19 protein-coding genes and 3 pseudogenes are annotated in these 20,610 nt (G+C 65.8%); 17 read left to right on the plus strand and 5 right to left on the minus strand.

Going from position 1 to position 20,610, the window contains the following annotated elements:
* A pseudogene (locus tag R6V09_RS19730) lies at nt 1-262 on the plus strand (ABC transporter permease); the annotation flags it as partial.
* Between the two features lie 95 nt (nt 263-357).
* On the opposite strand, the gene R6V09_RS19735 reads toward R6V09_RS19730, so the two are convergent.
* Nucleotides 358-894 carry an HNH endonuclease gene (locus R6V09_RS19735; protein WP_019065631.1) on the minus strand — a complete coding sequence of 179 codons (537 nt, stop codon included), beginning with the start codon at nt 892-894 and terminating at the stop codon, nt 358-360.
* A gap of 348 nt (nt 895-1,242) precedes the next feature.
* Between R6V09_RS19735 and R6V09_RS19740 the strand changes: the two genes are divergently transcribed.
* Entirely contained in the window at nt 1,243-2,337 is a 1,095-nt protein-coding gene (locus R6V09_RS19740; protein ID WP_317882729.1) for a mechanosensitive ion channel family protein, read from the plus strand.
* Nucleotides 2,338-2,513: 176 nt separating this feature from the next.
* Entirely contained in the window at nt 2,514-3,140 is a 627-nt protein-coding gene (locus tag R6V09_RS19745) for a Uma2 family endonuclease (RefSeq protein ID WP_317882730.1), read from the plus strand.
* Nucleotides 3,141-3,488: 348 nt separating this feature from the next.
* Here the strand turns inward: R6V09_RS19745 and R6V09_RS19750 are convergent.
* From R6V09_RS19750 to R6V09_RS19760, 3 genes and pseudogenes are all read right to left on the minus strand, one after another.
* Nucleotides 3,489-3,980: pseudogene (locus R6V09_RS19750) on the minus strand (GNAT family N-acetyltransferase); the annotation flags it as partial.
* A 144-nt stretch (nt 3,981-4,124) separates the two neighbouring features.
* On the minus strand, nt 4,125-4,535 hold the full coding sequence (locus R6V09_RS19755; protein WP_317882731.1) for a hypothetical protein: 411 nt from the start codon (nt 4,533-4,535) through the stop codon (nt 4,125-4,127).
* Between the two features lie 5 nt (nt 4,536-4,540).
* Entirely contained in the window at nt 4,541-5,005 is a 465-nt protein-coding gene (locus R6V09_RS19760) for an ATP-binding protein (RefSeq protein WP_317882732.1), read from the minus strand.
* Between the two features lie 165 nt (nt 5,006-5,170).
* On the opposite strand from R6V09_RS19760, the gene R6V09_RS19765 reads away from it, so the two are divergent.
* The 7 genes and pseudogenes from R6V09_RS19765 (at nt 5,171) to R6V09_RS19795 (ending at nt 12,363) form a co-directional block, all read left to right on the plus strand.
* On the plus strand, nt 5,171-6,052 hold the full coding sequence (locus R6V09_RS19765; protein ID WP_317882733.1) for a helix-turn-helix domain-containing protein: 882 nt from the start codon (nt 5,171-5,173) through the stop codon (nt 6,050-6,052).
* Nucleotides 6,049-6,225: a DUF397 domain-containing protein gene (locus R6V09_RS19770; protein ID WP_317882734.1), complete on the plus strand. Its 177-nt coding sequence runs from the start codon at nt 6,049-6,051 to the stop codon at nt 6,223-6,225. Before R6V09_RS19765 ends, R6V09_RS19770 begins: the two co-directional genes overlap by 4 nt.
* Before the next feature lie 415 nt (nt 6,226-6,640).
* Nucleotides 6,641-7,012: an IS110 family transposase gene (locus R6V09_RS19775; RefSeq protein WP_317882735.1), complete on the plus strand. Its 372-nt coding sequence runs from the start codon at nt 6,641-6,643 to the stop codon at nt 7,010-7,012.
* Nucleotides 6,948-7,445 (plus strand): hypothetical protein, encoded by a 498-nt coding sequence (locus tag R6V09_RS19780; RefSeq protein WP_317882736.1) that lies wholly within the window; start codon nt 6,948-6,950, stop codon nt 7,443-7,445. Before R6V09_RS19775 ends, R6V09_RS19780 begins: the two co-directional genes overlap by 65 nt.
* Nucleotides 7,446-7,976: 531 nt before the next feature.
* Nucleotides 7,977-10,595, plus strand: a complete 2,619-nt coding sequence (locus tag R6V09_RS19785) for a tyrosine-protein kinase family protein (protein ID WP_317882737.1) — start codon at nt 7,977-7,979, stop codon at nt 10,593-10,595.
* A gap of 73 nt (nt 10,596-10,668) precedes the next feature.
* Nucleotides 10,669-11,828, plus strand: a pseudogene (locus R6V09_RS19790) (IS3 family transposase).
* A 346-nt stretch (nt 11,829-12,174) separates the two neighbouring features.
* Nucleotides 12,175-12,363 carry a hypothetical protein gene (locus tag R6V09_RS19795; RefSeq protein ID WP_317882738.1) on the plus strand — a complete coding sequence of 63 codons (189 nt, stop codon included), beginning with the start codon at nt 12,175-12,177 and terminating at the stop codon, nt 12,361-12,363.
* Nucleotides 12,364-12,422: 59 nt separating this feature from the next.
* On the opposite strand, the gene R6V09_RS19800 is transcribed toward R6V09_RS19795, so the two are convergent.
* Entirely contained in the window at nt 12,423-12,974 is a 552-nt protein-coding gene (locus tag R6V09_RS19800; RefSeq protein WP_317882739.1) for a hypothetical protein, read from the minus strand.
* A gap of 350 nt (nt 12,975-13,324) precedes the next feature.
* On the opposite strand from R6V09_RS19800, the gene R6V09_RS19805 reads away from it, so the two are divergent.
* The 7 genes from R6V09_RS19805 to R6V09_RS19835 all read left to right on the plus strand — a co-directional run.
* Nucleotides 13,325-14,158, plus strand: coding sequence for a hypothetical protein (locus tag R6V09_RS19805; RefSeq protein ID WP_317882740.1), 834 nt, complete (start codon nt 13,325-13,327; stop codon nt 14,156-14,158).
* 201 nt (nt 14,159-14,359) lie between these two features.
* Nucleotides 14,360-15,586: an ROK family transcriptional regulator gene (locus R6V09_RS19810; RefSeq protein WP_317882741.1), complete on the plus strand. Its 1,227-nt coding sequence runs from the start codon at nt 14,360-14,362 to the stop codon at nt 15,584-15,586.
* A gap of 123 nt (nt 15,587-15,709) precedes the next feature.
* A complete protein-coding gene (locus R6V09_RS19815; protein WP_317882742.1) occupies nt 15,710-17,047 on the plus strand; it encodes an ABC transporter substrate-binding protein in 1,338 nt (445 codons plus the stop codon).
* A gap of 7 nt (nt 17,048-17,054) precedes the next feature.
* Nucleotides 17,055-17,996 carry a carbohydrate ABC transporter permease gene (locus tag R6V09_RS19820; protein ID WP_317882743.1) on the plus strand — a complete coding sequence of 314 codons (942 nt, stop codon included), beginning with the start codon at nt 17,055-17,057 and terminating at the stop codon, nt 17,994-17,996.
* A gap of 2 nt (nt 17,997-17,998) precedes the next feature.
* On the plus strand, nt 17,999-18,892 hold the full coding sequence (locus R6V09_RS19825; RefSeq protein WP_317882744.1) for a carbohydrate ABC transporter permease: 894 nt from the start codon (nt 17,999-18,001) through the stop codon (nt 18,890-18,892).
* 6 nt (nt 18,893-18,898) lie between these two features.
* Entirely contained in the window at nt 18,899-20,164 is a 1,266-nt protein-coding gene (locus R6V09_RS19830; RefSeq protein ID WP_317882745.1) for a 6-phospho-beta-glucosidase, read from the plus strand.
* A partial coding sequence (locus R6V09_RS19835; protein WP_317882746.1) for a BadF/BadG/BcrA/BcrD ATPase family protein occupies nt 20,155-20,610 on the plus strand: 456 nt, incomplete at its 3' end. The genes R6V09_RS19830 and R6V09_RS19835, both read left to right, overlap by 10 nt.

Genomic DNA, 20,610 nt, shown 5'->3' on the forward strand with positions numbered 1-20,610 from the left:
GGTGCCGCACTCCGTACTGGCCCGGGCGCTGCTCCTGGAGACCGCGCTGCCACTGCTCCCCGCGATCGCGGTGGCGGGCCTCGGCGGTACGGCGATCAGCTTCTGGTACGCCGCCGCCGTCTCGCGGCACACGGACGTGCCGGTGCCGTACGAGGCGCTGCTGGTCCCGGTCGGCGTGTACGCGGCCTGTCTGCTGGCGGCGGCCACGTCACTGCCGCTGCTGCGCCGCTCGGTGCGTCCCGGCGAACTGCGCTACGCATGACCGTCCGCCCCGGGGGCACAGGGGACTCCCGGGGCGGACCGCTCCGTACCGTCGTACGGAACCGGGTGTTGTGGGGTACACAAAAGCCCGGATCGTCAGGCGGAGATGCCGTCGATCCGGGCCATCGCGTCCTCCGCGCCGTATGGCTGCAGGTACGGCAGCCAGCGCGGGTCCCTATGCCCGGTCCCGATGATGCGCCAGGCCAGGCCGGTGGGTGGGGCGGGTTTGTGGCGCAGCCGCCAGCCGATCTCGAAGAGATGTCGGTCGGCCTTCGTGTGGTTGCAGCGCCGGCAGGACGCCACCACGTTGTCCCAGGCGTGCTTGCCCCCGCGGCTGCGCGGAATGACATGGTCGACGCTGGTTGCGACGCCACCGCAGTACATGCACCGGCCCCCGTCGCGCGCGAACAGCGCCCGCCGGGTAAGAGGAACGGGCCCCCGATAGGGAACCCGCACGAATCGCTTGAGCCGGACCACGCTGGGTGCGGGGACTGTGACGGTTGCGCTGTGCATATAGGCGCCGGATTCCTCCAGGGAGACAGCCTTGTTCTCCAGGACGAGGACGAGCGCGCGGCGGAGCGGTACGACGCCGAGTGGCTCGTACGACGCGTTGAGGACCAGGACATGCGGCACGGATGCCTCCTTGTGCGTCGGCGGCGCGTGGCTCGCGCCGGGACGATCTGTAGTCAGTCTCCCCTCATGCCTGGTGGAAGCGCCACCATGTCCCGGTAACGGGCTGGGAGTGTTTTCGACCACATGTGATTCATCCCCAGGACGGCCGTGGGTTCGTCCCACCTGTTCTTTCCCGGCTGAGCACAGCCTCTCCCCTGAACAGGGCAACAATCCTCACGCGTTGCCCCGATAGTGTGGTGGGCCTGCCCCTACGGTGACCTATTCGTGACCTAGAACCGCGTGTACGAAGACGTGTACGACCTTGACCGCAGCGCCGGGGGCGGACCGCAGCACCTGGAGGTACCTGCCGTGTCCTTGTCCGCCGTCCTACTGGCCGCCGCCTCGCCGTCGCCGTCCCCGAGCCCCTCGGAGACCACGGTGACCGTGCCCTCGCTCCAGGACGCCCAGGAGAGCGCGACCAATGCCGCCAGCTGGGTGGAGCAGAACTGGTCCACCTGGCTGGCGATAGGTCTGCGGGTGCTGCTGATCGTGGTGATCGCGGCGGTCCTGAGAATGACGGTGCGGCGGGCGATCACCAAGCTGATAGACCGGATGAACCGAACGGTCGAATCGGTGGACGGCACGGCGCTCGGCGGCCTCCTGGTCAACGCGGAACGCCGCCGCCAGCGCTCCCAGGCGATCGGCTCGGTCCTCCGCTCGGTGGCGTCGTTCGTGATCCTGGGCACAGCCGCACTGATGGTGTTGGCGACCTTCGAGATCAACCTCGCCCCACTCCTCGCCTCCGCCGGCGTCGCGGGCGTGGCGATCGGTTTCGGCGCCCGCAACCTGGTCACGGACTTCCTCTCCGGCGTCTTCATGATCCTTGAGGACCAGTACGGCGTCGGCGACCAGATCGACGCGGGGGTCGCCTCCGGCGAGGTCATCGAGGTCGGCCTGCGCGTGACCAAGCTGCGCGGCGACAACGGCGAGATCTGGTACGTCCGCAACGGCGAGGTCAAGCGCATCGGCAACCTCTCCCAGGGCTGGGCCACGGCGGGCGTCGACGTCACCGTCAAGGCCTCGGAAAACCTGGACCGGGTGAAGGCCACGCTCGACGCGGTCTCCGAGCGCATGAGTAAGGAAGAGCCCTGGAACGAGTTGCTGTGGGGCCCGATCCAGGTCCTCGGCCTCGACAGCGTCCTCATCGACTCGATGGTGGTCCGCGTCTCGGCGAAGACGATGCCGGGCAAGTCGGTCGGCGTGGAGCGGGAGTTGCGCTGGCGCATCAAGCGCGCCTTCGACGAGGCGAACATCCGCATCGTCGGCGGCGCGACGGCCGACCCGGTCGACGACCAGGCCGACCCGACGGAGTCGGTCGCGGCCCCGTCGGTGTACTCCAACTCGGACTCACCGCAGGTGGCGGCCACTTCGCCCATTGCTTCGCAGCGGCCGACGGGGCGGTAGGCGTACGGGGGTGCAGGGGGCGTACGGGGCCGGGCGCGGACGGAACGGTTCAGCACACTCGTTCGAGTGAACGCGTGCGGAATCCCAGGTCATGGGCCCACCGGACGGCCCATGGTTCTGCCGGGGCACCCGGCACGGGCGTAGCCTGGCAGCAGCGTGACGAGGGAGAAGCATCGATGAGCGCCGAACCCATCATGGAGCCGGTCATGACGCAGACCCAGCAGGACCCCATCGATCTGCTGATCGCGATCGAGGAGGCGTCGACGACGCCGATTCGACCCGAGTACGTCGAGGGGATGGCCATCGTGCCACCGGCACCGAACGACAATCACAACGACGGCGCCGGGGAGCTGTTTTTCCAGTTCCGCGTCGCCGGACACCGCCTCGTGGGCATGGGCAACGGCTATCGAGCAGCCCACAAGGACGGCACCACGATGGCCCTGCTCATCCCGGACTTCTACGTCCGTCGCCGCAGGCCGAGCGAGCTCGACGACTCATATCTGAAGGCCCACAGGGGCTGGTACCCCATCGACATGATCGCCCTGGTCGGCGAGGTCACGTCCACCAATCACGAGACGGACACCGGCCCGAAACTCCGTACCTACGCCGCCGCCGGAGTCCCGATCTACGTCCTAATCAACCGCAACACCAAGACGGCCCACTGCTACACCGCCCCCGTCCTCCCCAGCGACGACCCCAAAGAGGCCTACTACGACGCCGAGTCCAAGGTCGGCCTGGGCAATCCCCTCGTCCTCCCGACCCCGTATCCCACCCTGGACACGGCACCCTTCATGGAGATCTGAGCCCGAAGCCAGGCCCACGGACGCGCCTCAGCCTCCCGCCCGCTCCGCGCCCGTAGCGAAGAACCGCCCCACGTACTCGTCGGCCGGCAACCCGCTCTCCCGCATGAGGGAGAACACCTCGGCGCCCTCCCCCGGCTCGTCGAACATCCGGTACGCCTCGGCGAAGTCGGCGTACTCGACGGCGTCGAGGCCCACGCAGTACTCGCGCGCCTCCAACTCCCCACGCCCGATGGCCTCGTCGAGCGACCGGGCCCGCCACAGGGTCAACCGCTCTTCGTAGACCCCGAGTTCGCGATGCCGGAACACGCACCGGACGCCGTACCAGGACAGTTCACCCGTCGGCGTCGCGTCGGCCCAGGTGATCTCGAAGTACCTGACGCGTTCGTCCTGCCCGGCCGGCCGCATGCCCGCCGCCGTCATGACGTGGTGGGATGCGACGTTGTCGTGATCGGCGTCGCCTTTCACACACGCAACTCCGTGTGCCCGCGCGAACTGCAGCAGCGCGCGGAGGGCTTCGGAGGCGTATCCCTGCCCCTGGGCCGACGGGACGATGCCGTAGCCGATCGTGACGCTGCCGTCCGCGTCGACCGGGCCGTGGAAGCCAAGGCCGCCGATCGCCCGGCCGTCGTCCCGGCGACGGATCTCGTAGTTGCCGAACGGCTGGGGATCACCGATGTCCGCACAGGTACCCAGGAAGCGCCTGGCGGCGAACACGTCCCCGTCGGTGGGATATCCGGGCCCCCACCGGTCACCGCTGCCCGGCTCACCCGCGACCACTCGCTCGGCTTCGCCGACGGTCATCGGGTGAAGCACGAGTCGTGCTGTCACAAGATCGCTCATGGCAGCGAGGACTATCACGCGGGGCGACCGGACCGCACGGGGATTGTCCGAGCGGCGATCTCATTGGCCAGCCGCTCCGTCTCGGCACAGGCCGCATCCGGGAGTCCGTCCAGCATGTCGTCCTGTAACAGCTCCCAGTGCCGGTCAGCCACCCGCGACCTCGCGGTGCGCGGCGCGGGCGATCTCCCCGGCTTCACGGATGGCACGGTCGCGTAGAGCGGGGTCGGCGCTGCCGATCGCCGCTTCAGCGGCTTGCAGTCGACGGGCCGTCTCCGGGTGGCGCTCGATCTCGACGACCACACCCCACTCCCGGTAGAACATCCGGATCGGTACGACACTGTCCTCGTCCCCGGCCCGCACGAACGCCTTCTGCAGGTCCTCGAAGAACTCAGGGAGCCGGGAGGGGGCAACAGCGGCGACAGCTTGCCAAAGCGCCGGAAGCGTGAGATCGGGGCGAGGAATCAACGGAGCGCCCCCCTCCGCGTACGGCATGGTCATCGGCCGCCCCTTCCGCTCACCGAGCGCCCTTGTGGCACGTGCCCACGCCAGCGCCATTCCTGTCACTCCCTCGCGCCCATGAACGGATTCGCCATAGCCGGGTCAGGGCTGAGCACCCACTCCGCGTAGACGGTCTTGCCGACAGACCGTGGCTCCCACCCCCAGTGGTGGGACAGGGCCCCGACCAGCAGTAATCCCCGACCGAACTGATCCGTGTCGTCTACGGAGCAAGGGCTCGGCAGGCGTTCGCCGCGCGGGTCGCTGACCTCGACGCGAAGAACGACACCGGTGGCCGTGATCCGCACCCGGATGAGCCGATCCCGCAGGCTGCCGTGCAGCAGGGCGTTGCTCATCAACTCGGACACGACGACCGCGACGTCTCCGGCGAGGCCAGGGTGCCCCCACTCCGTGACGAGCCGTGCGGCGCGACGACGGGCGAGGGTGACGCTGCGGGCGAGGGGGGTGTAGTCGAGACGGTCCTCGTGGGGGACGGGGTCGGCGTCGCGGGCTGTGGGGGGTTCGGTCATGGCACACCTCCGTGTGCGGTGGGCTCAGAAATGAGCGCCGCAGAGTTAGCTGACGAGCACCGACCGTAGCGATCCAGTTAGCTCGGGCACAAGTCGTTCGGAGACAATTGTCTCCGCGAAGCCAAAGTCGTCGACTCGCGGCGGCGACAGAGCGACACTTGGGCCGTGAACCGATCAGCTGAACTGGGAAACAGGGCGTCAACTGTGCTGGGACGCAAGCTCGGTAGTGAGCTGCTGCGCCTGCGCGACACCGCCGGAAAGACCCAGCAACAGGCCGCCGAGACCATCAGCGCGACCAACTCGAAGATCGTGAAGATGGAACGGGGTTGGGTGCCCATGCGGGATCCCGACATCCGGGTGCTGTGCGAGTTCTACGGGTTGGCGGAGCCGAAATCCGTAGCCCGACTACTGGAGTTGGCGAAACTCGACCGCGAACGCCGGAAGGCCAAGGGATGGTGGCAGCACTCGCCACAGGCGGAGGCCATGGCCGAGTACATCGCGATGGAGGATGCGGCGACCCGCGTGCGGACCTGGCAACAGGCCTTCGTACCCGGCCTGTTGCAGACACCCGAGTACGCGCGAGGGGTGGTCGTCAGTGAGGGGCTGTGGCAGGACCCCGACGAGATCGAGGGCTTCGTCGACGTCCGCATGAGGCGGCAGGCTCGCCTCTCGGCGCCCGAGCCACTCCAGGTCTACGCGGTGATCGGAGAAGGCGCGCTACGACAGCAGGTCGGCGGCCCCGAGGTCATGCGCGCGCAGTTGCAGCACCTGTTGAAGACGGCCCAACTCCCCAATGTCCGCCTCCAGGTCCTGCCATTCCGAGCCGGCGGCCACGCGTGCATGGCGGGCTCGTTCAACATCATCTCCTTCGCCGAGACCGAGGCGGTGGACGTGGTCCACGTCGACAGCATCGCGGCTACCGTATGGGTCGAGAACGACGCCGAAAGCTCGACGTACAGTTCGTTCTTCGAACGCACGGCACGGCTGAGCCTGGCCCCCAAGGACTCGCTCAGCCTGATCGAGAGCATCAGCGAGGACATGCAGTGACGAACGGCTTCGACTTCGTGAAGTCCAGCTACAGCAGTGGCAGCGGCGAGTGCCTCGAAGTCGCACGCAACATCCCCGGCACGATAGCCATCCGCGACTCCAAGACCCCGGGCGGTCCGATACTCCGCTTGGCCCCCACCACCTGGACGCGGTTCACCGCAGTCCTGCACTGACGCAGCGGGAGCGTCACCGTTCGTAGCTCGGGGCGCGGCTGCAGATAGAAATCGGCAGTGGGCCAGGGATCGCGGTTTCGGCAAGTCGGCCGTAGTCGACGTCTGCTACGTCAGAGCCGTAGAGACGGCCGACTTCACCGGTGAACCGGTCGAGGCAAGCCAGCCGCAGGAAATACGAGACGTGGCCGCCCCCCTGACATGCCCCCAAAGCCGCTCCGTAAGTTGGTTGGCAGTCCGGAAGAGCGGGGTGTGGCTCTAAAGTCGCTTGCCCAAGTGGCTCCGGTGGAGTGGCCGCCCCGCTCTTCGGGACGCCTGGCCGCTGATTGAGATGTGCGCATCGGTCGCTGTTTACCGAGCTGACGGCGGGGTGTCTCCGGGCTGAACCTGCACGTTCGCCACGGCCGAGGAGACGGTCATGACCACGCAACTTCCCTGCCTATGGGTCGGAATCGACGCCTGGGTCGGAATCAACGCCAGCAAGGCCCACCACTGGTGGGTAGCGGTCGACAACACCGGAAGGCCGGTCTGGAGCAGGAAGGTCAGCAACGACGAGGCCACGATCCTGGCCGGCCTGGACCAGGTCCTTGCGCTGACCGACGATGCGCGCTGGGCAGTTGACCTCAACACCACCCCGACCCTAACAACGGCAGCCACGTCGCCCTGCCCCAAGGCAGGCCGCGGGCATCAAAGTAAAGTGCAGGCGGCACCATCAGGGGGTGCCCATGAGTCCGCTCACGATCACTTGGACGCTGCGCCATCACGGCTGGGCCTTTTGCACGGTAACTGACGACCAGAGCGAAGCGGAGGTCTTCGCCTCGTACGTCACCGACGGGCCCGAACAGTTCCTGCGCGCGGTCACCAGACTGATGCTGATGGACAAGGAGGCTCGGGCCGAGTTCGAGGGCGAGCCGCAGGTCTACCGATGGCTCTTCCGCCGTGAAGGGACTGACGCCGACATCCGCCTACTGAGAGCCAACAACTCTCAGACGCCCGACAACTCAGGCGTTGTCCTCTGGTCCAGCCGTCAGACGATCACGGCCCTCAGGAGAGCGGCACTTCGTGCCTTCGACCAGGTCACCCACGACCTCGGCGAAGAGGGCTATGCATCCCAGTGGGGACGTCCCTTCCCCCGTGCCGAGCTTGAAGCGCTACGGGCCGCTCTCCACACCATCCGGGACGGGCACCGCCCTCACCCAATGGACGGCACCCCGCGGGCTTGACTCGGTCATTAAGACTCCACCGACCCGAGGTGAACCTCGGCGCATCCCTTCTGATCCTCACAGCAGACGAGTCCAGCAGCCGCCGAAGCCCAGGATCAGCAATCGCCGCTAGACTGCCAAGGATCATGGCAGGGGGGACGGTATCTTGCTAGAGGATGCAGCACGAGCACGCCAGCGGGAAGCCAAGCTGCTACAAGAGCACGACCATATGTGCGGCGCTGTCTACTTGGTTGGATACGTTGTCGAATGCAAACTTAAAACTCTCCTGCACAGAATGGGTAAACCCTTTCCTCGATCAGGCTCGGCTGGACATGACCTTCGAGGGCTCTGGGATACTGCTGGACTCAGAAGCCAGGACCTAAGAGGCCACAAGAAGGCCTTCATGGACACATGGACTACGAGTCTAAGATATAGCGCAAACTTGCCTGACGGCCACTCAGCAGAGGATCTCCTCCGCGGAGCACAAGAACTAGCATCATTCGTAACTACTCGAATTCGTTACGCTCGCCCGCACAACAGAGGAGGAAGGCGATGACCGGCGAGGCCATTACTAGTCGATCTATCCGACAGCAGATCGAAGATAACGTCCGTTCCGCCGGTTTTACCGATGCTCAAGTTTATGTCGCTGAAGACGGATTTGGATCCTACCTGGTTCGAGTGGTTAACGAATCACTAGATTCTCTAAATGATTCAGAGCGACGTAAGTTGCTCCTCAAGGGAGTGGTTAATCTTGTATCGACTGCCGAGCTAATTACTCCCAGCGAAGAAGAATGGTACGGCCCACCATTCAGCGAAGCTACCGGCCAAATGCCTCTTTGGCATAAAGTTCTGAGCCGCCCAATCTCAGACGATGAGCTCACATTTGCCACCGACCTCGACCAGGACATCGAACTCCCAGCCATCGTCACCTTTTATTCTCTACGTGGCGGCGTTGGGCGCACAACCTCGCTTGCAGCGGCTGCACGTATTTTGTCCGAGCGTGGACGTCGATTGCTTTGCATTGACATGGATCTCGAAGCACCGGGGCTCGCCACCGTCTTGGGCTGCCCCGAACCTAGGGAAGATCAAGGAGTGCTTCCACTTCTCCTTGCGCTAGAGCGAGGCGATGAAGTTGACATCAGGGATCACGTACTGCGAGTCAATGAGGGCGAGGAGCTCTATTGCCTGCCAGCAGGGCACCTCAGTAGCGACTACGCCGATCAGCTTCGTTTGCTGGACCCTGAAATCTGGTATAGAGAGGCGGACAATCCACTTCACCAACTATTGCAGTTGGCGAAAGATTCAGCACTTAATCCGGATCTGATTCTTCTTGATTCTCGCACTGGCATCTCGCCAGTTGCTGCACCCCTTTTGTTCGACGTATCAGACCTAGCTGTAATTTGTTTCTACCCCCATCCTCAGGCAGAACGGGGGACTGAACTTCTCGTCAAAGCTCTCATGTCTGCTAAAAGCCGTAGGGCTACATCGGACACCCCACTTACGCCCGAGCCTCGGTTCATCGTGTCCCCAGTGCCTCCGGGACCATCTGCGGATACTGTCCTGACGCGCGCAGTCACGTGGATCGACCAGTGGATCGGTGACGCCCAAATCCGCCGCCCTGAAGAATACGACTCCCTCCGAGCAGACGAAATTACTCACGCCGTAAGCTACTCGCCAGAAACCGCCTTCCGGGACAAGGTAAGCAATGGCGTAGCGACTCGTGAAGCCTACGGAGCCGTGGCAGATTGGCTAGAGCAATTGCTTCCCCAGACATACGCGCTCTCGGCTTCAAGCAGAAATCGAAAGCACGATGTACTGGAGCAACTCGACTTCTCCACTGGCACAGCAGAGCAGCAAACCAGTCTTCTTGATGACTTTGTGCATACTCGTGTAGCGCAACAAGCACTTGACGCTCGATCTCCCCTAGTAATTGGTCGTAAGGGAACAGGGAAAACGGCCGTTTTCCGCTGGCTCATGGAGAAGTATCCCGAAGACGAAAATCCAGTCATCGTTTTCTCCCCACACGCCTTCAGGAACTCCTACAAATGGACCCTAGGCTCCGAAGCTCTGGAGATTGTTGAATCGGAATTTCCAGGAGAATCCGCGTGGACAACTTTCTGGCCCTGCTATACGGCACTAGCCGCATACTTCGCCCTGCCGCCAGAGGAGCGCACAGACCCGCCCGCTAGATTTGAACTCAGCAGAGTGTCTCTGGATGCCGTCTACGACGAGCTGTCCACGCTCGACATAATCAGGCACATGATGAGCCGTCCTATGGCTGGCCTTCTCGGCTCCAGATGGCTGAGAGACATCAACAGCAGTGCAAAGAACCGGCATATGCTGCTCTTTGACGGCCTCGATACTGGATTCGGAAACAACGCTGAGAGCCGGAAGAGAAGGACTCGCGCTGTCACGGGTTTGATGACCTTCCTGACAGAGTCAGAAGCTCAGCTCTCTTCGTTGTCTTTCAAAGTAATGCTCCGAGTAGACATCTGGCAGCAGCTTCGGTTCGAGAACAAGAGTCATCTTTACGGGCGCTCTGTTCAGCTCATGTGGCGGGATCAGAACGACTATTTCAAGACCGTGCTTAAGCAAGCCATTCGTAGCGAGATCTACCGAGAGATGCTCGCAGAAACGCGGGTCGGTCCATCTGTCGATGATTGGCGTGACGATGAGGTGCGCCGCGCTTGGAATGTGCTCGTCGGAGAGCGAATGAAGGGAGGCAAGCCGACCTTCACGCGCAACTGGGTGTGGAACCGTCTAGCCGACGGTCAAGGAGATCACGGACCGCGCTCGCTCTCCCAACTTTTCCATGAGGCCGTCCAATGGGAAAAGCGAGAGGAAGCGCGGAGCAGCTATGACCGCAGCATCATGAGGCCGCGGGCTCTCGTACCTAGCCTTGACAAGGTCAGTATCGAAGCACTTGGCGCTCTGCAAGAGGAGTTCCCAGAGCTCGATGGCGTTGTGGAAGCTCTTAGAAGCTTGCGGAGGACCCCGATCGAGCCGGGCGAAATCGAGGCAGTTGATCCAACGGCTGCTGAGCGTGTAGACCTCGCCCTCGAAGTGGGCCTCTTGGAGATCTACGAAGGCACGCAAGACGACGTACGTCGATACAGAGTGCCCGACCTATACAGGCTCGCTCTGGGATTGACGCGGCGAGGTCAGGCATAGGTTTGACCTGCCCCAGGTCCTGGGTTCCAGTTCTGGCGGCTAACTGACAGTCCTTCACGGAAGGCTGGCAGTCATGCCTCGCCCTTATCCTCCGGAGTTCCGGGCACGTGCCATCGTGCTGGTCCGCGCCGGCAAGCAGGCCAAGCAGACCGCAGTCGAGCTCGGCATCCATCCCGTCACGTTGTCGAAGTGGTTGCGGCAAGACGACATCGACAACGGGCGGCGACCGGGAACGCCGTCGAGCGAGTCCGCTGAGCTGCGGGCCGCTCGCCGACGGATCCGTGAGCTGGAAACCGAGCTGGGGATCGTCCGGCAGGCGGCGAAGTTCCTCGACGAGGACAAGCCCCGCCCAAAAGGCTCTACCCGGTGATCGACCGACTCGTCGATGCCGGGGCACCGGTCGACCGATGCTGCCGGATCCTTGACGTCGCCCGGCAGAACTACTACAAGCACAAGCGCACACCGACCACACCGCGGCAGCTACGGCGGGACTGGCTGACCGGGCTGATCCGGGAGGTCCACGTCGCCTCACGCGGCACCTACGGCTACCGCCGTATCCACGCCGAGCTCACCCTGGGCATGGGCCTCCAGGTCTGCTCCAGGACCGTGTCGGTGCTGATGACGCAGGCCGGGATCCACGGCCTGCCCGGACTGGTGCGCGTCAAGCGCCTGCGTGGCATCGTCAGCGCCGAGGACCTGGTCAATCGCAAGTTCCATCGGTTGCGTCCCGACGAGCTGTGGGTCACCGACATCACGCAACACCGCACCAGAGAAGGATGGGTCTACTGCGCGGCGGTCCTGAACGCGTTCAGCCGCAGGATCGTGGGCTGGTCCATCGACTCCAGACAGGACTCCACCCTCGTGGTCAACGCGTTGGACATGGCCATCCGCAACCACCGCCCTGAGCCAGGCGGGATCGTTCACGCCGATCACGGAACCCAGTTCACCTCCTGAGTCTTCGGCGAGCGGATCCGCTCCGCCGGCCTTCTGCCGTCGTTCGGCACCGTCGGAGACGGCCTGGACAACGCGATGATGGAGTCGTTCTGGTCCTCGATGCAGATCGAACTGCTCAACCGCAAACGGTGGAAGACCCGGGTCGAACTGGCCAACGCGATCTTCGAGTTCATCGAGATCTTCTACAACCGCCAGCGACGACACTCAGCATTGGGTCATCGCACCCCCATCGAGTACGAACTACTCTCCGAGAACGACACCACCCCGGCTGCCGGTTAGTCACCGAGCCTGGAGCCCAAATGGTGGGGCAGGTCAACCTGTCACCCAAACCTGGAGCAGACCCGCACCTGTTGATCGAGGGGCGTGCCGCTGCTCGCCAAGTCCTGTACGGCGACGCTTGGAAGGCTCAACTCACGGTTGACGTAGGTGCCGGAGCATCGCTCTACGTAGAGCGATTCGGCCCCAAACCAAAGACTCGCTGTCGGAACGAGAGCTGCGTCGGTCCGTCGACGATCTTGCCACGAGTGTCCAGAAGAGGCACACGAGTGTCCTGAAGAGGCAGAAGACGTGAGGCGAGCAAACGGCCGACGCCCGGCGTTCGTCCTCCGGGCGATAGCTTGCGGTCATGACCGATGACATTGCCCTGCGCCTCGACCGCGACACCGCCGAGGACCTGTACGAAGTGCTGTGGCTGATGGGTGAGCACATCGCTGCTGGCGCGCCCATCCCGGAACCGCCCGCAGAAGCAGAGGCACGGCTAGCACAGCTGTTCAAGTCATTGGGTGACTCGCTCGGCAAGGGCAGAAGGGAGTAGGGCCGGCCCCGCAGATCATGTCGCGGACTCCTGCCTCCCCCTATCCCCCCGCCCTCGCATCAACTCTCCGCCTCCACCAACCCCAACCCCCTCGCCACCTGACACAGCGCAACAAAAGACGCCCCCCGCCGCACCCCCGAGACCCCCGTGTAGACCGCGCCTTCACGGAGGTCGAGCCGCACCGTCCCCGAAGGCTCGTCGAAGGTGATCGAGCCCCAGACCGTGTGCCTGCGGAGGCCCGGGCGCCAGTGGAACCAGATCTCCTCGCTGCCCTTCTCCGCCGCGACGGAGGCGCGGTCCGCCGCTTTCAGTTGCGTGCGCATCCGGTCGGACCAGCCCACCGAGGGCCGTGGCACGCGGAGTTGGCGTGTCTGGTGGCCGGTGAGGGCGTCCGGGGTGAGGGTGATGCCGGACGTACGCGCCCGGTGTCGTAGGGACAGCCATGCCACGGCGGCCCATACGACGCTGACGGCGGCCCATGCCGACAGGCGCTCGCCCACCGCGCCCCAGGCGCCGCCGCGCTGGTCCCAGAGTTGGAGGCCGACCTGGATCACCATGGGTACGGCGAGCACACACGCCGCCTCCCGCCAGCACCCCGCCCACACCCTCATGCCCGCTCCCTACTCACCGTTTCCCACCTCCCGCAAACGGGGTTGATCAAAAGTCAGGATTCTGTGAGGCGGCTGGCAGCGGCCGACGTCGACATCACGAATCGGCCTCGGGAGCAGAGTCGTAGCGGCCGAAAAGCGCCCAACGAGTGGCGCAATTGCGGCAGATCAGCCAAATCCTCGCCACCCGCTCCCACCTGCTGCTTTGTCCATCGTGACGAAGCCGTGATGCGATCACCTTCACAGGTTGATCTCATTTCCCTCGCAGCCCCCTCATGCCTAAGGTCACCCCACGACGGGCCCTTGTTCTGGAGCGCAACGCCCAGGGGTCCGTTTCGAATGTGGGGACAAGAATGAGAAAGCTCGCCATCGGTGCCGCCCTGACCGGTGCCCTGGCCCTGACCGGTCTGGCCGCGCCGCTCGCGCAGGCCGCCACGCCGGATCTGGTCTTCTCCGGTGTGACGGTCAACAAGGGGAAGGCGATCGTCGTCGGCACCACCGCAGCGGTGAAGGTGCCCGTGACGTACACGCTGACGCGGCCGTCGGACCTGGTCATCGACAGCAAGACGACGTTCGCGGGGATCATGCTCTACCGCGGCCGGCTCGCCGACATGGACAACGACATCGAGAGCACCCTCGCGCCGACCTGCACGACGACGGCGACGACGGACACCACCGTCACCGAGTCCTGCTCCGACACGATCACGATCGACCCGCAGGAGAGCCTCTACGAGGCCGCCGACGCGGCCACCTGGAACGCCGCCGGTTTCTACGGCCACATCGACCTCGACCTCGACGACTCCGACGAGAAGATCAGCTCGTCGACCGACTTCGCGGCCTGGGGCGGCAAGGGGAAGGTCAAGGTGCAGCGGGCGGCCAAGCTCACCGCCAACGCCGCCCCCGAGCCGGTGAAGAAGGGCAAGACCATCACCGTCACCGGCAAGCTGACCCGCGCCGACTGGGAGAACGAGGTCTACACCGGCTACGTGTCCCAGCCCGCCAAGTTGCAGTTCCGGGCGAAGGGTTCGAGCACCTACACCACCGTCAAGACGGTCACCACCGGCACGAGCGGTGCACTGAAGACGACTGTGAAGGCGACCAAGGACGGTTACTTCCGCTACGTCTTCGCCGGCACCTCCACCACCGGCGCGGCCACCGCCGCCGGTGACTACATCGACGTGAAGTAGGACGCCGGGCACGACACCCGGTAACACCCGCACCTCCCCACCGCCCCCGCAGGTAACGAGTCTGTTGCCTCGGGGGCGGTGTCTATTGACGCCCCCTTCGTCCCGGGCTTACGTTCCTCCCACCCAATAGGAAACTTTCCTAACAGTGATCACGTGACAGGCTGTGCGGTTCGGGAGTTCGAAAGGCAGGTGGCGTACGACATGGCAGGAACCTCCGGCACCCCGGGCACGGGTACCCCGGGCACCCCCCGCGTCCTGCGCGCCATGAACGACCGCGCCGCCCTGGACCTCCTCCTGGAACACGGCCCGCTCTCCCGCACCCGGATCGGCAAGCTCACCGGGCTCTCCAAGCCGACCGCCTCCCAGCTGCTCGCCCGCCTCGAAGCGGCGGGACTCGTGCTCGCCACGGGCACCAGCGAGGGGCGGCCGGGGCCCAACGCCCAGCTGTACGTGGTCAATCCGGGCGCCGCCCACGCCGCCGGGCTCGACGTCACCCCGGAGCGCATCCGCGCCGCCGTCGCCGACGTCACCGGCCGTACGGTGGGTGAGTTCGAGCTCGCCACCCCTGGCCGACGGCCCGCCCAGCCCGTCGTGCGGCAGGTCACCGACGCCCTCGACGGGGCCGTCAAGGCGGCCGGACTGGCCCGTGGTGACGTCCACCGCCTGGTCATCGCCACCCCCGGCGCCTTCGACCCCAACACCGGCCGGCTGCGGTACGCCTCGCACCTGCCGGGCTGGCACTCGCCGACGCTCCTCGACGAACTCGCCGCCGCGCTGCCGATGCCGGTGGAGTACGAGAACGACGTCAACCTCGTCGCCATAGCCGAGCAGCGGCTCGGCGCGGCCCGCGGGCACGGCGACTTCGTGCTGCTGTGGAACGAGGGCGGTCTCGGCGCCGCCCTGGTCCTCGGCGGCCGGCTGCACCGGGGCTGGACCGGCGGCGCGGGCGAGGTCGGCTTCCTGCCGGTGCCGGGAGCGCCCCTGGTCCGCCAGGTGACCAAGGCCAACAGCGGTGGTTACCAGGCACTGGCCGGCTCGCAGGCCCTGCCCGGGCTCGCCCGCGAACTCGGCATCACCGAGATTCCGACGGGTCCCCACGCCGAGGTCGCCGCCGCCCTCGTCGCCACCGCCGCCGACCACACCACCGGGCCCCAGCGGCGGCTCCTGGAGATCTACGCGACCCACCTCGCGACCGGTCTCGCCTCGCTCGTCTCCGTGCTCGACCCCGAGCTCGTCGTCCTCAGCGGTGGATCGCTGACCGCGGGCGGCGAACCTCTGCGTGCCCTCGTCCAGGCCGAGTTGGAGGAGCTGGCGGCGTCGCGGCCCCGGCTCGTCGTCGGCGACGTCCATGAACAGCCCGTGCTGCGCGGCGCGTTGGAGAGCGCGCTGGCAACGACCCGCGACGAGGTCTTCGACACCTCGCGCTGATCCCACCGGCCGACTCCGGTTCCCCCAGACCGGGTTCGGCTCCCCCGACCCACCCGGCTTCCCCAACCACCTCGCCCCGCCCCGCCCTTGGGAGACCTTGCCATGCCCGGAACGTCCCGGAAGATGTCCGTAACATCCCGGAAAGCGGCTGTCGCAGTCGCCGCCTCCGCCTCCTTCGCCCTGCTCGCCACCGCCTGTACCGGCCAGTCCTCGTCCGGTGCCTCCGACGACGCGTCGAAGGACGTCACCATCAACTTCTGGCACGCCTGGAGCGCGGCGTCCGAGCTGAGCGCCGTGAAGTCGCTGGTGGCCGGCTTCGAGAAGGCGCACCCCAACATCCATGTGAACGTCGTCGGCAACATGACCGACGACAAGATCAACCAGGCGCTGCGCACCGGCGGCGGCAAGTCACCCGACGTGATCTCGTCGTTCACCACGAACAACGTCGGCAAGTTCTGTTCCTCGGGCGCCCTCGTCGATCTCAACCCCTTCTTCAAGAAGGACGGCATCGACCCGGAGACGACGTTCCCGAAGGCGATGAACGAGTACACCCAGTTCGACGGCAACCGCTGCACCGCTCCCCTGCTGGGCGACGCGTACGGGCTCTACTACAACAAGACGGAGTTCAAGAAGGCCGGCATCACCAACCCGCCCAAGACGTGGTCCGAATTCGAGGCCGACGCCAAGAAGTTGACGATCACCAAGGGTGACTCGTACTCGCAGCTCGGGTTCATGCCGGACTACCACGGCTGGGAGACCACGACCGAGCACCTCTTCGCGCAGTTCTCGCCGACGTACTTCGACAAGAGCGGAAAGTCGGCGCTCGCCACGGACCCCGCGTTCAAGGCCGGATTCACCCTGCAGAAGAACCTGGTCGACGAACTCGGCGGATTCAAGAAGCTGGAGAGCTACCGCTCCACGCTCGGCGACGAGTGGGGCGACAAGCACCCCTTCCACACCGGTCAGGTCGCGATGCAGCTCGACGGTGAGTGGCGGCTGGGGATGGCCACGGCCGCAAATCCCAAGCTGGACATCGGAGTTGCCCCGCTGCCCGTCCCGGACGACCAGGTCGCCCAGTACGGCAAGGGCTACATCACCGGCACGATCACCGGGATCGCCGCCAACAGCAAGAAGCAGAACGCCGCTTGGGAGTTCGTCAAGTACATCACCACGGACACGGACGCGGTGGTCGGCTTCTCCAACGCCATCCACAACGTGCCCTCCACCCTCGCCGCCCTCAAGTCCCCGAAGCTGAAGTACGACCCGCGCTTCAAGACCTTCCTGGACATCGCGTCGAACCAGTACTCGACGACAAGTCCCGCCTCCATCAACGGCGGTGTGTATCTGACGACGATCCAGAACCTCGGATACGACTACGAGAGCGGCAAGGTGAAGGACCTGGACTCCGCCTTGAAGAGCACCGCCAAGCAGATCGACACCGACATCGCGCAGGCGAAGTAGCCCCAGCATGAGCACAGTTACCCTGGCGTCGAAGCGCCGTAAGTCGGCGCTTCGCACACTCGCCTTCATGTCGCCCTGGCTGATCGGCTTCGCGGTCTTCTTCGCGTATCCGCTGATCTCGACGGTCTATTTCTCGTTCATGCACTACGACGGTTTCAAGCCGCCGACGTGGGTGGGGACGAAGAACTGGACGTACGTCTTCAAGAACTATCCGTACTTCTGGCCCGCGATGCGCAACACGCTGTGGCTGGTCGTGGTGATGGTCTCGCTCCGGGTCGTGTTCGGGCTCGGCGTCGGCCTGTTGATCACCAAGATCAAGACGGCGACGGGCGTCTTCCGCACGCTCTTCTATCTGCCGTATCTCGCCCCGCCGGTGGCCGCGACGATGGCGTTCGCGTTCCTCCTCAACCCCGGTACCGGGCCGGTCAATTCGATCCTGGAGAAGGTCGGCATCCCGGCCCCGGGCTGGTTCAACGACCCCACCTGGTCCAAACCGGCGCTCACCCTGCTCGCCCTCTGGGGCATCGGCGACCTCATGGTCATCTTCATGGCCGCGCTGCTCGACGTACCCCAAGAGCAGTACGAGGCGGCCGAGTTGGACGGCGCCTCGGCCTGGCAGCGGTTCCGGTACGTCACGCTGCCGAACATCTCGCCCATCGTGATGTTCGCCGTCGTCACCGGCGTGATCCAGACCATGCAGTACTACACACAGCCGCTGATCGCCGGGAAGGTCGCGTCGGGCGTCATCCAAGGCGCGGGCACGCAGTTCGAGCCCGGCTACCCGGAGAAGTCCACGCTCACCCTCCCCCAGCTCGTCTACAACCTCGGCTTCCAGCGCTTCGACTACGGCTCGGCCTGCGTGGTGGCACTCGTCCTGTTCGCCCTGTCGATGGTGTTCACCGCGTTCCTGATGCGGCGCCGGGGCGGCCTCAACCTGGCAGGTGACTGACCATGGCCCAAGTACTCGACAAACCAGTGGAGTTGCGCACTCCCGTCACCCCCGCCGAGCGCGTCGCCCGCCGCAAGGCGCTCATGGAGTGGATCGCGGTCCACTCGCTCGGCGTCGCCGCGGCCCTCTTCTTCACGCTCCCCTTCGTGTTCGTGTTCCTGACCTCGCTGATGAGCGACAGCCAGGCCCTGAGCCGCGATCTGATCCCGCACACCTGGGAGTGGGGCAACTACAAGAAGGTCTTCGACACCCCGGGCTTCCTCACCTGGTGGAAGAACACGCTGATCTACGCCGGTCTCGGCACCGTCCTGACCGTCGTATCGTCGATCCCGGTGGCGTACGCGCTCGCCAAGTTCCGCTTCCGGGGCCGGAATCTGTCGCTGATGCTGGTCATCTCGATGATGATGCTGCCGCCGCAGGTCGTGATCATCCCCATGTACCTTTTCTGGTCGAAGCAGTTGGACCTCTCGGGCACGCTGTGGCCGCTGATCATCCCGATGGCGTTCGGGGACGCGTTCTCGATCTTCCTGCTCCGCCAGTTCCTGATGACCATCCCGAACGAGTACCTGGACGCGGCGAAGGTCGACGGCTGCGGCGAGTTCAAGACGCTCGTACGGGTCGTGCTGCCGATGGCCAAGCCCGGTATCGCGGCCGTGGCGCTCTTCCAGTTCTTCTACGCCTGGAACGACTACTTCGGGCCGCAGATCTACGCGTCCGAGAACCCCGGTGCCTGGACGCTGAGTTACGGCCTGGAGTCGTTCAAGGGCGCGCACCACACCGACTGGAACCTCACCATGGCCGCGACCGTGCTGGTCATGGCCCCCGTGATCCTCGTGTTCTTCTTCGCGCAGAAGGCGTTCGTCGAGGGCGTCACGCTCACCGGAGTGAAGGGTTAACCACGTATGAAACTCACCGTGGTCGGCGGAGGCTCGACCTACACCCCCGAACTCATCGACGGTTTCGCCCGGTTGAGGGACACCCTGCCCGTCGAGGAACTCGTCCTCGTCGACCCGGCGCCCGAACGCCTGGAACTGGTGGGCGGGTTGGCCCGCCGGATCTTCGCCAAGCAGGGGCACCCCGGCAAGATCGTCACGACGTTCGACCTGGACGCCGGCGTCGAGGGCGCCGACGCGGTGCTGCTCCAGCTCCGCGTCGGCGGACAGGCCGCCCGCGAGCAGGACGAGACCTGGCCGCTGGAGTGCGGCTGCGTCGGCCAGGAGACGACAGGCGCGGGCGGCCTCGCCAAGGCGCTGCGGACCATGCCGGTCGTTCTCGACATCGCGGAACGGGTCCGCCGTACGAACCCGGACGCCTGGATCATCGACTTCACCAACCCGGTGGGGATCGTGACCCGGGCCCTGCTCCAGGCCGGACACAAGGCAGTTGGCCTGTGCAACGTGGCGATCGGCTTCCAGCGGAAGTTCGCCGGGCTCCTCGGGGTCACCCCGAACGATGTGCACCTCGACCATGTGGGCCTCAACCACCTCACCTGGGAGACCGGTGTGCGGCTCGGCGGCCCCGAGGGCGAGAACGTACTACCCAAGCTGCTCGGCGAGTTCGGCGACGACATCGCCGCCGACCTGAGCCTGCCCCGGGTGCTGCTCGACCGGCTCGGCGTCGTCCCGTCGTACTACCTGCGCTACTTCTACGCGCACGACGAGGTCGTACGGGAACTGCGGACCAAGCCGTCCCGGGCCTCCCAAGTGGCCGAGATGGAACGTGAGTTGCTGAAGATGTACGCCGACCCGGCCCTCGACGAGAAGCCGGAGCTGCTCGCCAAGCGCGGCGGGGCCTACTACTCCGAAGCCGCCGTGGACCTGGCCGCCTCGCTGCTCGGCGGGGGCGGGAGCCCCTACCAAGTCGTGAACACGTACAACAAGGGGACGCTGCCCTTCCTGCCGGACGACGCGGTGATCGAGGTGCAGGCCGCCGTCGGCGCGAAGGGCCCGACTCCGCTCGCCGTGGCCGAAGTCGACCCGCTGTACGCGGGGTTGATGGCCAACGTGACGGCGTACGAGGACCTCGCCCTGGAGGCCGCGCTGCGCGGTGGCCGGGACCGGGTGTTCCGGGCGCTGCTCTCGCACCCCCTGATCGGCCAGTACGAGTACGCCGAAGCCCTGACCGACCAGCTGATCGCGCACAACCGGGAGCACCTCGCGTGGGCCTGACCGCAAGTGTCCTCGCCATCGACGCGGGCAACAGCAAGACCGACGTCGCGGTCGTGGCGGCCGACGGAGAAGTCCTCGCCACGGCCCGCGGCGGCGGGTTCCGGCCCCCGGTCGTGGGCATCGACACGGCCGTGGACAACGTCGCCGAAGCCGTCGCCCGCGCCTTCGCGGACGCCGGAGTGAGCGCGGTCGAGCATGTGTCGGCCTGTCTCGCCAACGCCGACTTCCCCGTGGAGGAGGAGCAGTTGGCCGCCGCGCTGCACGCGCGCGCGTGGGGCACGAGTGTGGCGGTCCGCAACGACACGTTCGCGGTGCTGCGGGCGGGCATCCCCGAGCCGCGGGGCGTCGCCGTCGTGTGCGGGGCGGGCATCAACTGCGTCGGCATGCGGCCCGACGGCCGCACCGCCCGCTTCCCGGCGCTGGGCCGTATCTCCGGTGACTGGGGC

Source organism: Streptomyces sp. W16 (assembly GCF_033194735.1).
Classification (GTDB): domain Bacteria; phylum Actinomycetota; class Actinomycetes; order Streptomycetales; family Streptomycetaceae; genus Streptomyces.

Excerpts from the sequence above, each read along its gene's own strand:
- R6V09_RS19830 (WP_317882745.1), top strand. The coding sequence starts at position 18,899 with ATGAAACTCACCGTGGTCGGCGGAGGCTCGACCTACACCCCCGAACTC.
- R6V09_RS19760 (WP_317882732.1), bottom strand. The coding sequence starts at position 5,005 with ATGACCGAACCCCCCACAGCCCGCGACGCCGACCCCGTCCCCCACGAG.
- R6V09_RS19775 (WP_317882735.1), top strand. The coding sequence starts at position 6,641 with ATGACCACGCAACTTCCCTGCCTATGGGTCGGAATCGACGCCTGGGTC.
- R6V09_RS19805 (WP_317882740.1), top strand. The coding sequence starts at position 13,325 with ATGAGAAAGCTCGCCATCGGTGCCGCCCTGACCGGTGCCCTGGCCCTG.
- R6V09_RS19780 (WP_317882736.1), top strand. The coding sequence starts at position 6,948 with ATGAGTCCGCTCACGATCACTTGGACGCTGCGCCATCACGGCTGGGCC.
- R6V09_RS19815 (WP_317882742.1), top strand. The coding sequence starts at position 15,710 with ATGTCCGTAACATCCCGGAAAGCGGCTGTCGCAGTCGCCGCCTCCGCC.
- R6V09_RS19800 (WP_317882739.1), bottom strand. The coding sequence starts at position 12,974 with ATGAGGGTGTGGGCGGGGTGCTGGCGGGAGGCGGCGTGTGTGCTCGCC.
- R6V09_RS19785 (WP_317882737.1), top strand. The coding sequence starts at position 7,977 with ATGACCGGCGAGGCCATTACTAGTCGATCTATCCGACAGCAGATCGAA.
- R6V09_RS19745 (WP_317882730.1), top strand. The coding sequence starts at position 2,514 with ATGAGCGCCGAACCCATCATGGAGCCGGTCATGACGCAGACCCAGCAG.
- R6V09_RS19810 (WP_317882741.1), top strand. The coding sequence starts at position 14,360 with ATGGCAGGAACCTCCGGCACCCCGGGCACGGGTACCCCGGGCACCCCC.
- R6V09_RS19795 (WP_317882738.1), top strand. The coding sequence starts at position 12,175 with ATGACCGATGACATTGCCCTGCGCCTCGACCGCGACACCGCCGAGGAC.
- R6V09_RS19825 (WP_317882744.1), top strand. The coding sequence starts at position 17,999 with ATGGCCCAAGTACTCGACAAACCAGTGGAGTTGCGCACTCCCGTCACC.
- R6V09_RS19820 (WP_317882743.1), top strand. The coding sequence starts at position 17,055 with ATGAGCACAGTTACCCTGGCGTCGAAGCGCCGTAAGTCGGCGCTTCGC.
- R6V09_RS19755 (WP_317882731.1), bottom strand. The coding sequence starts at position 4,535 with ATGGCGCTGGCGTGGGCACGTGCCACAAGGGCGCTCGGTGAGCGGAAG.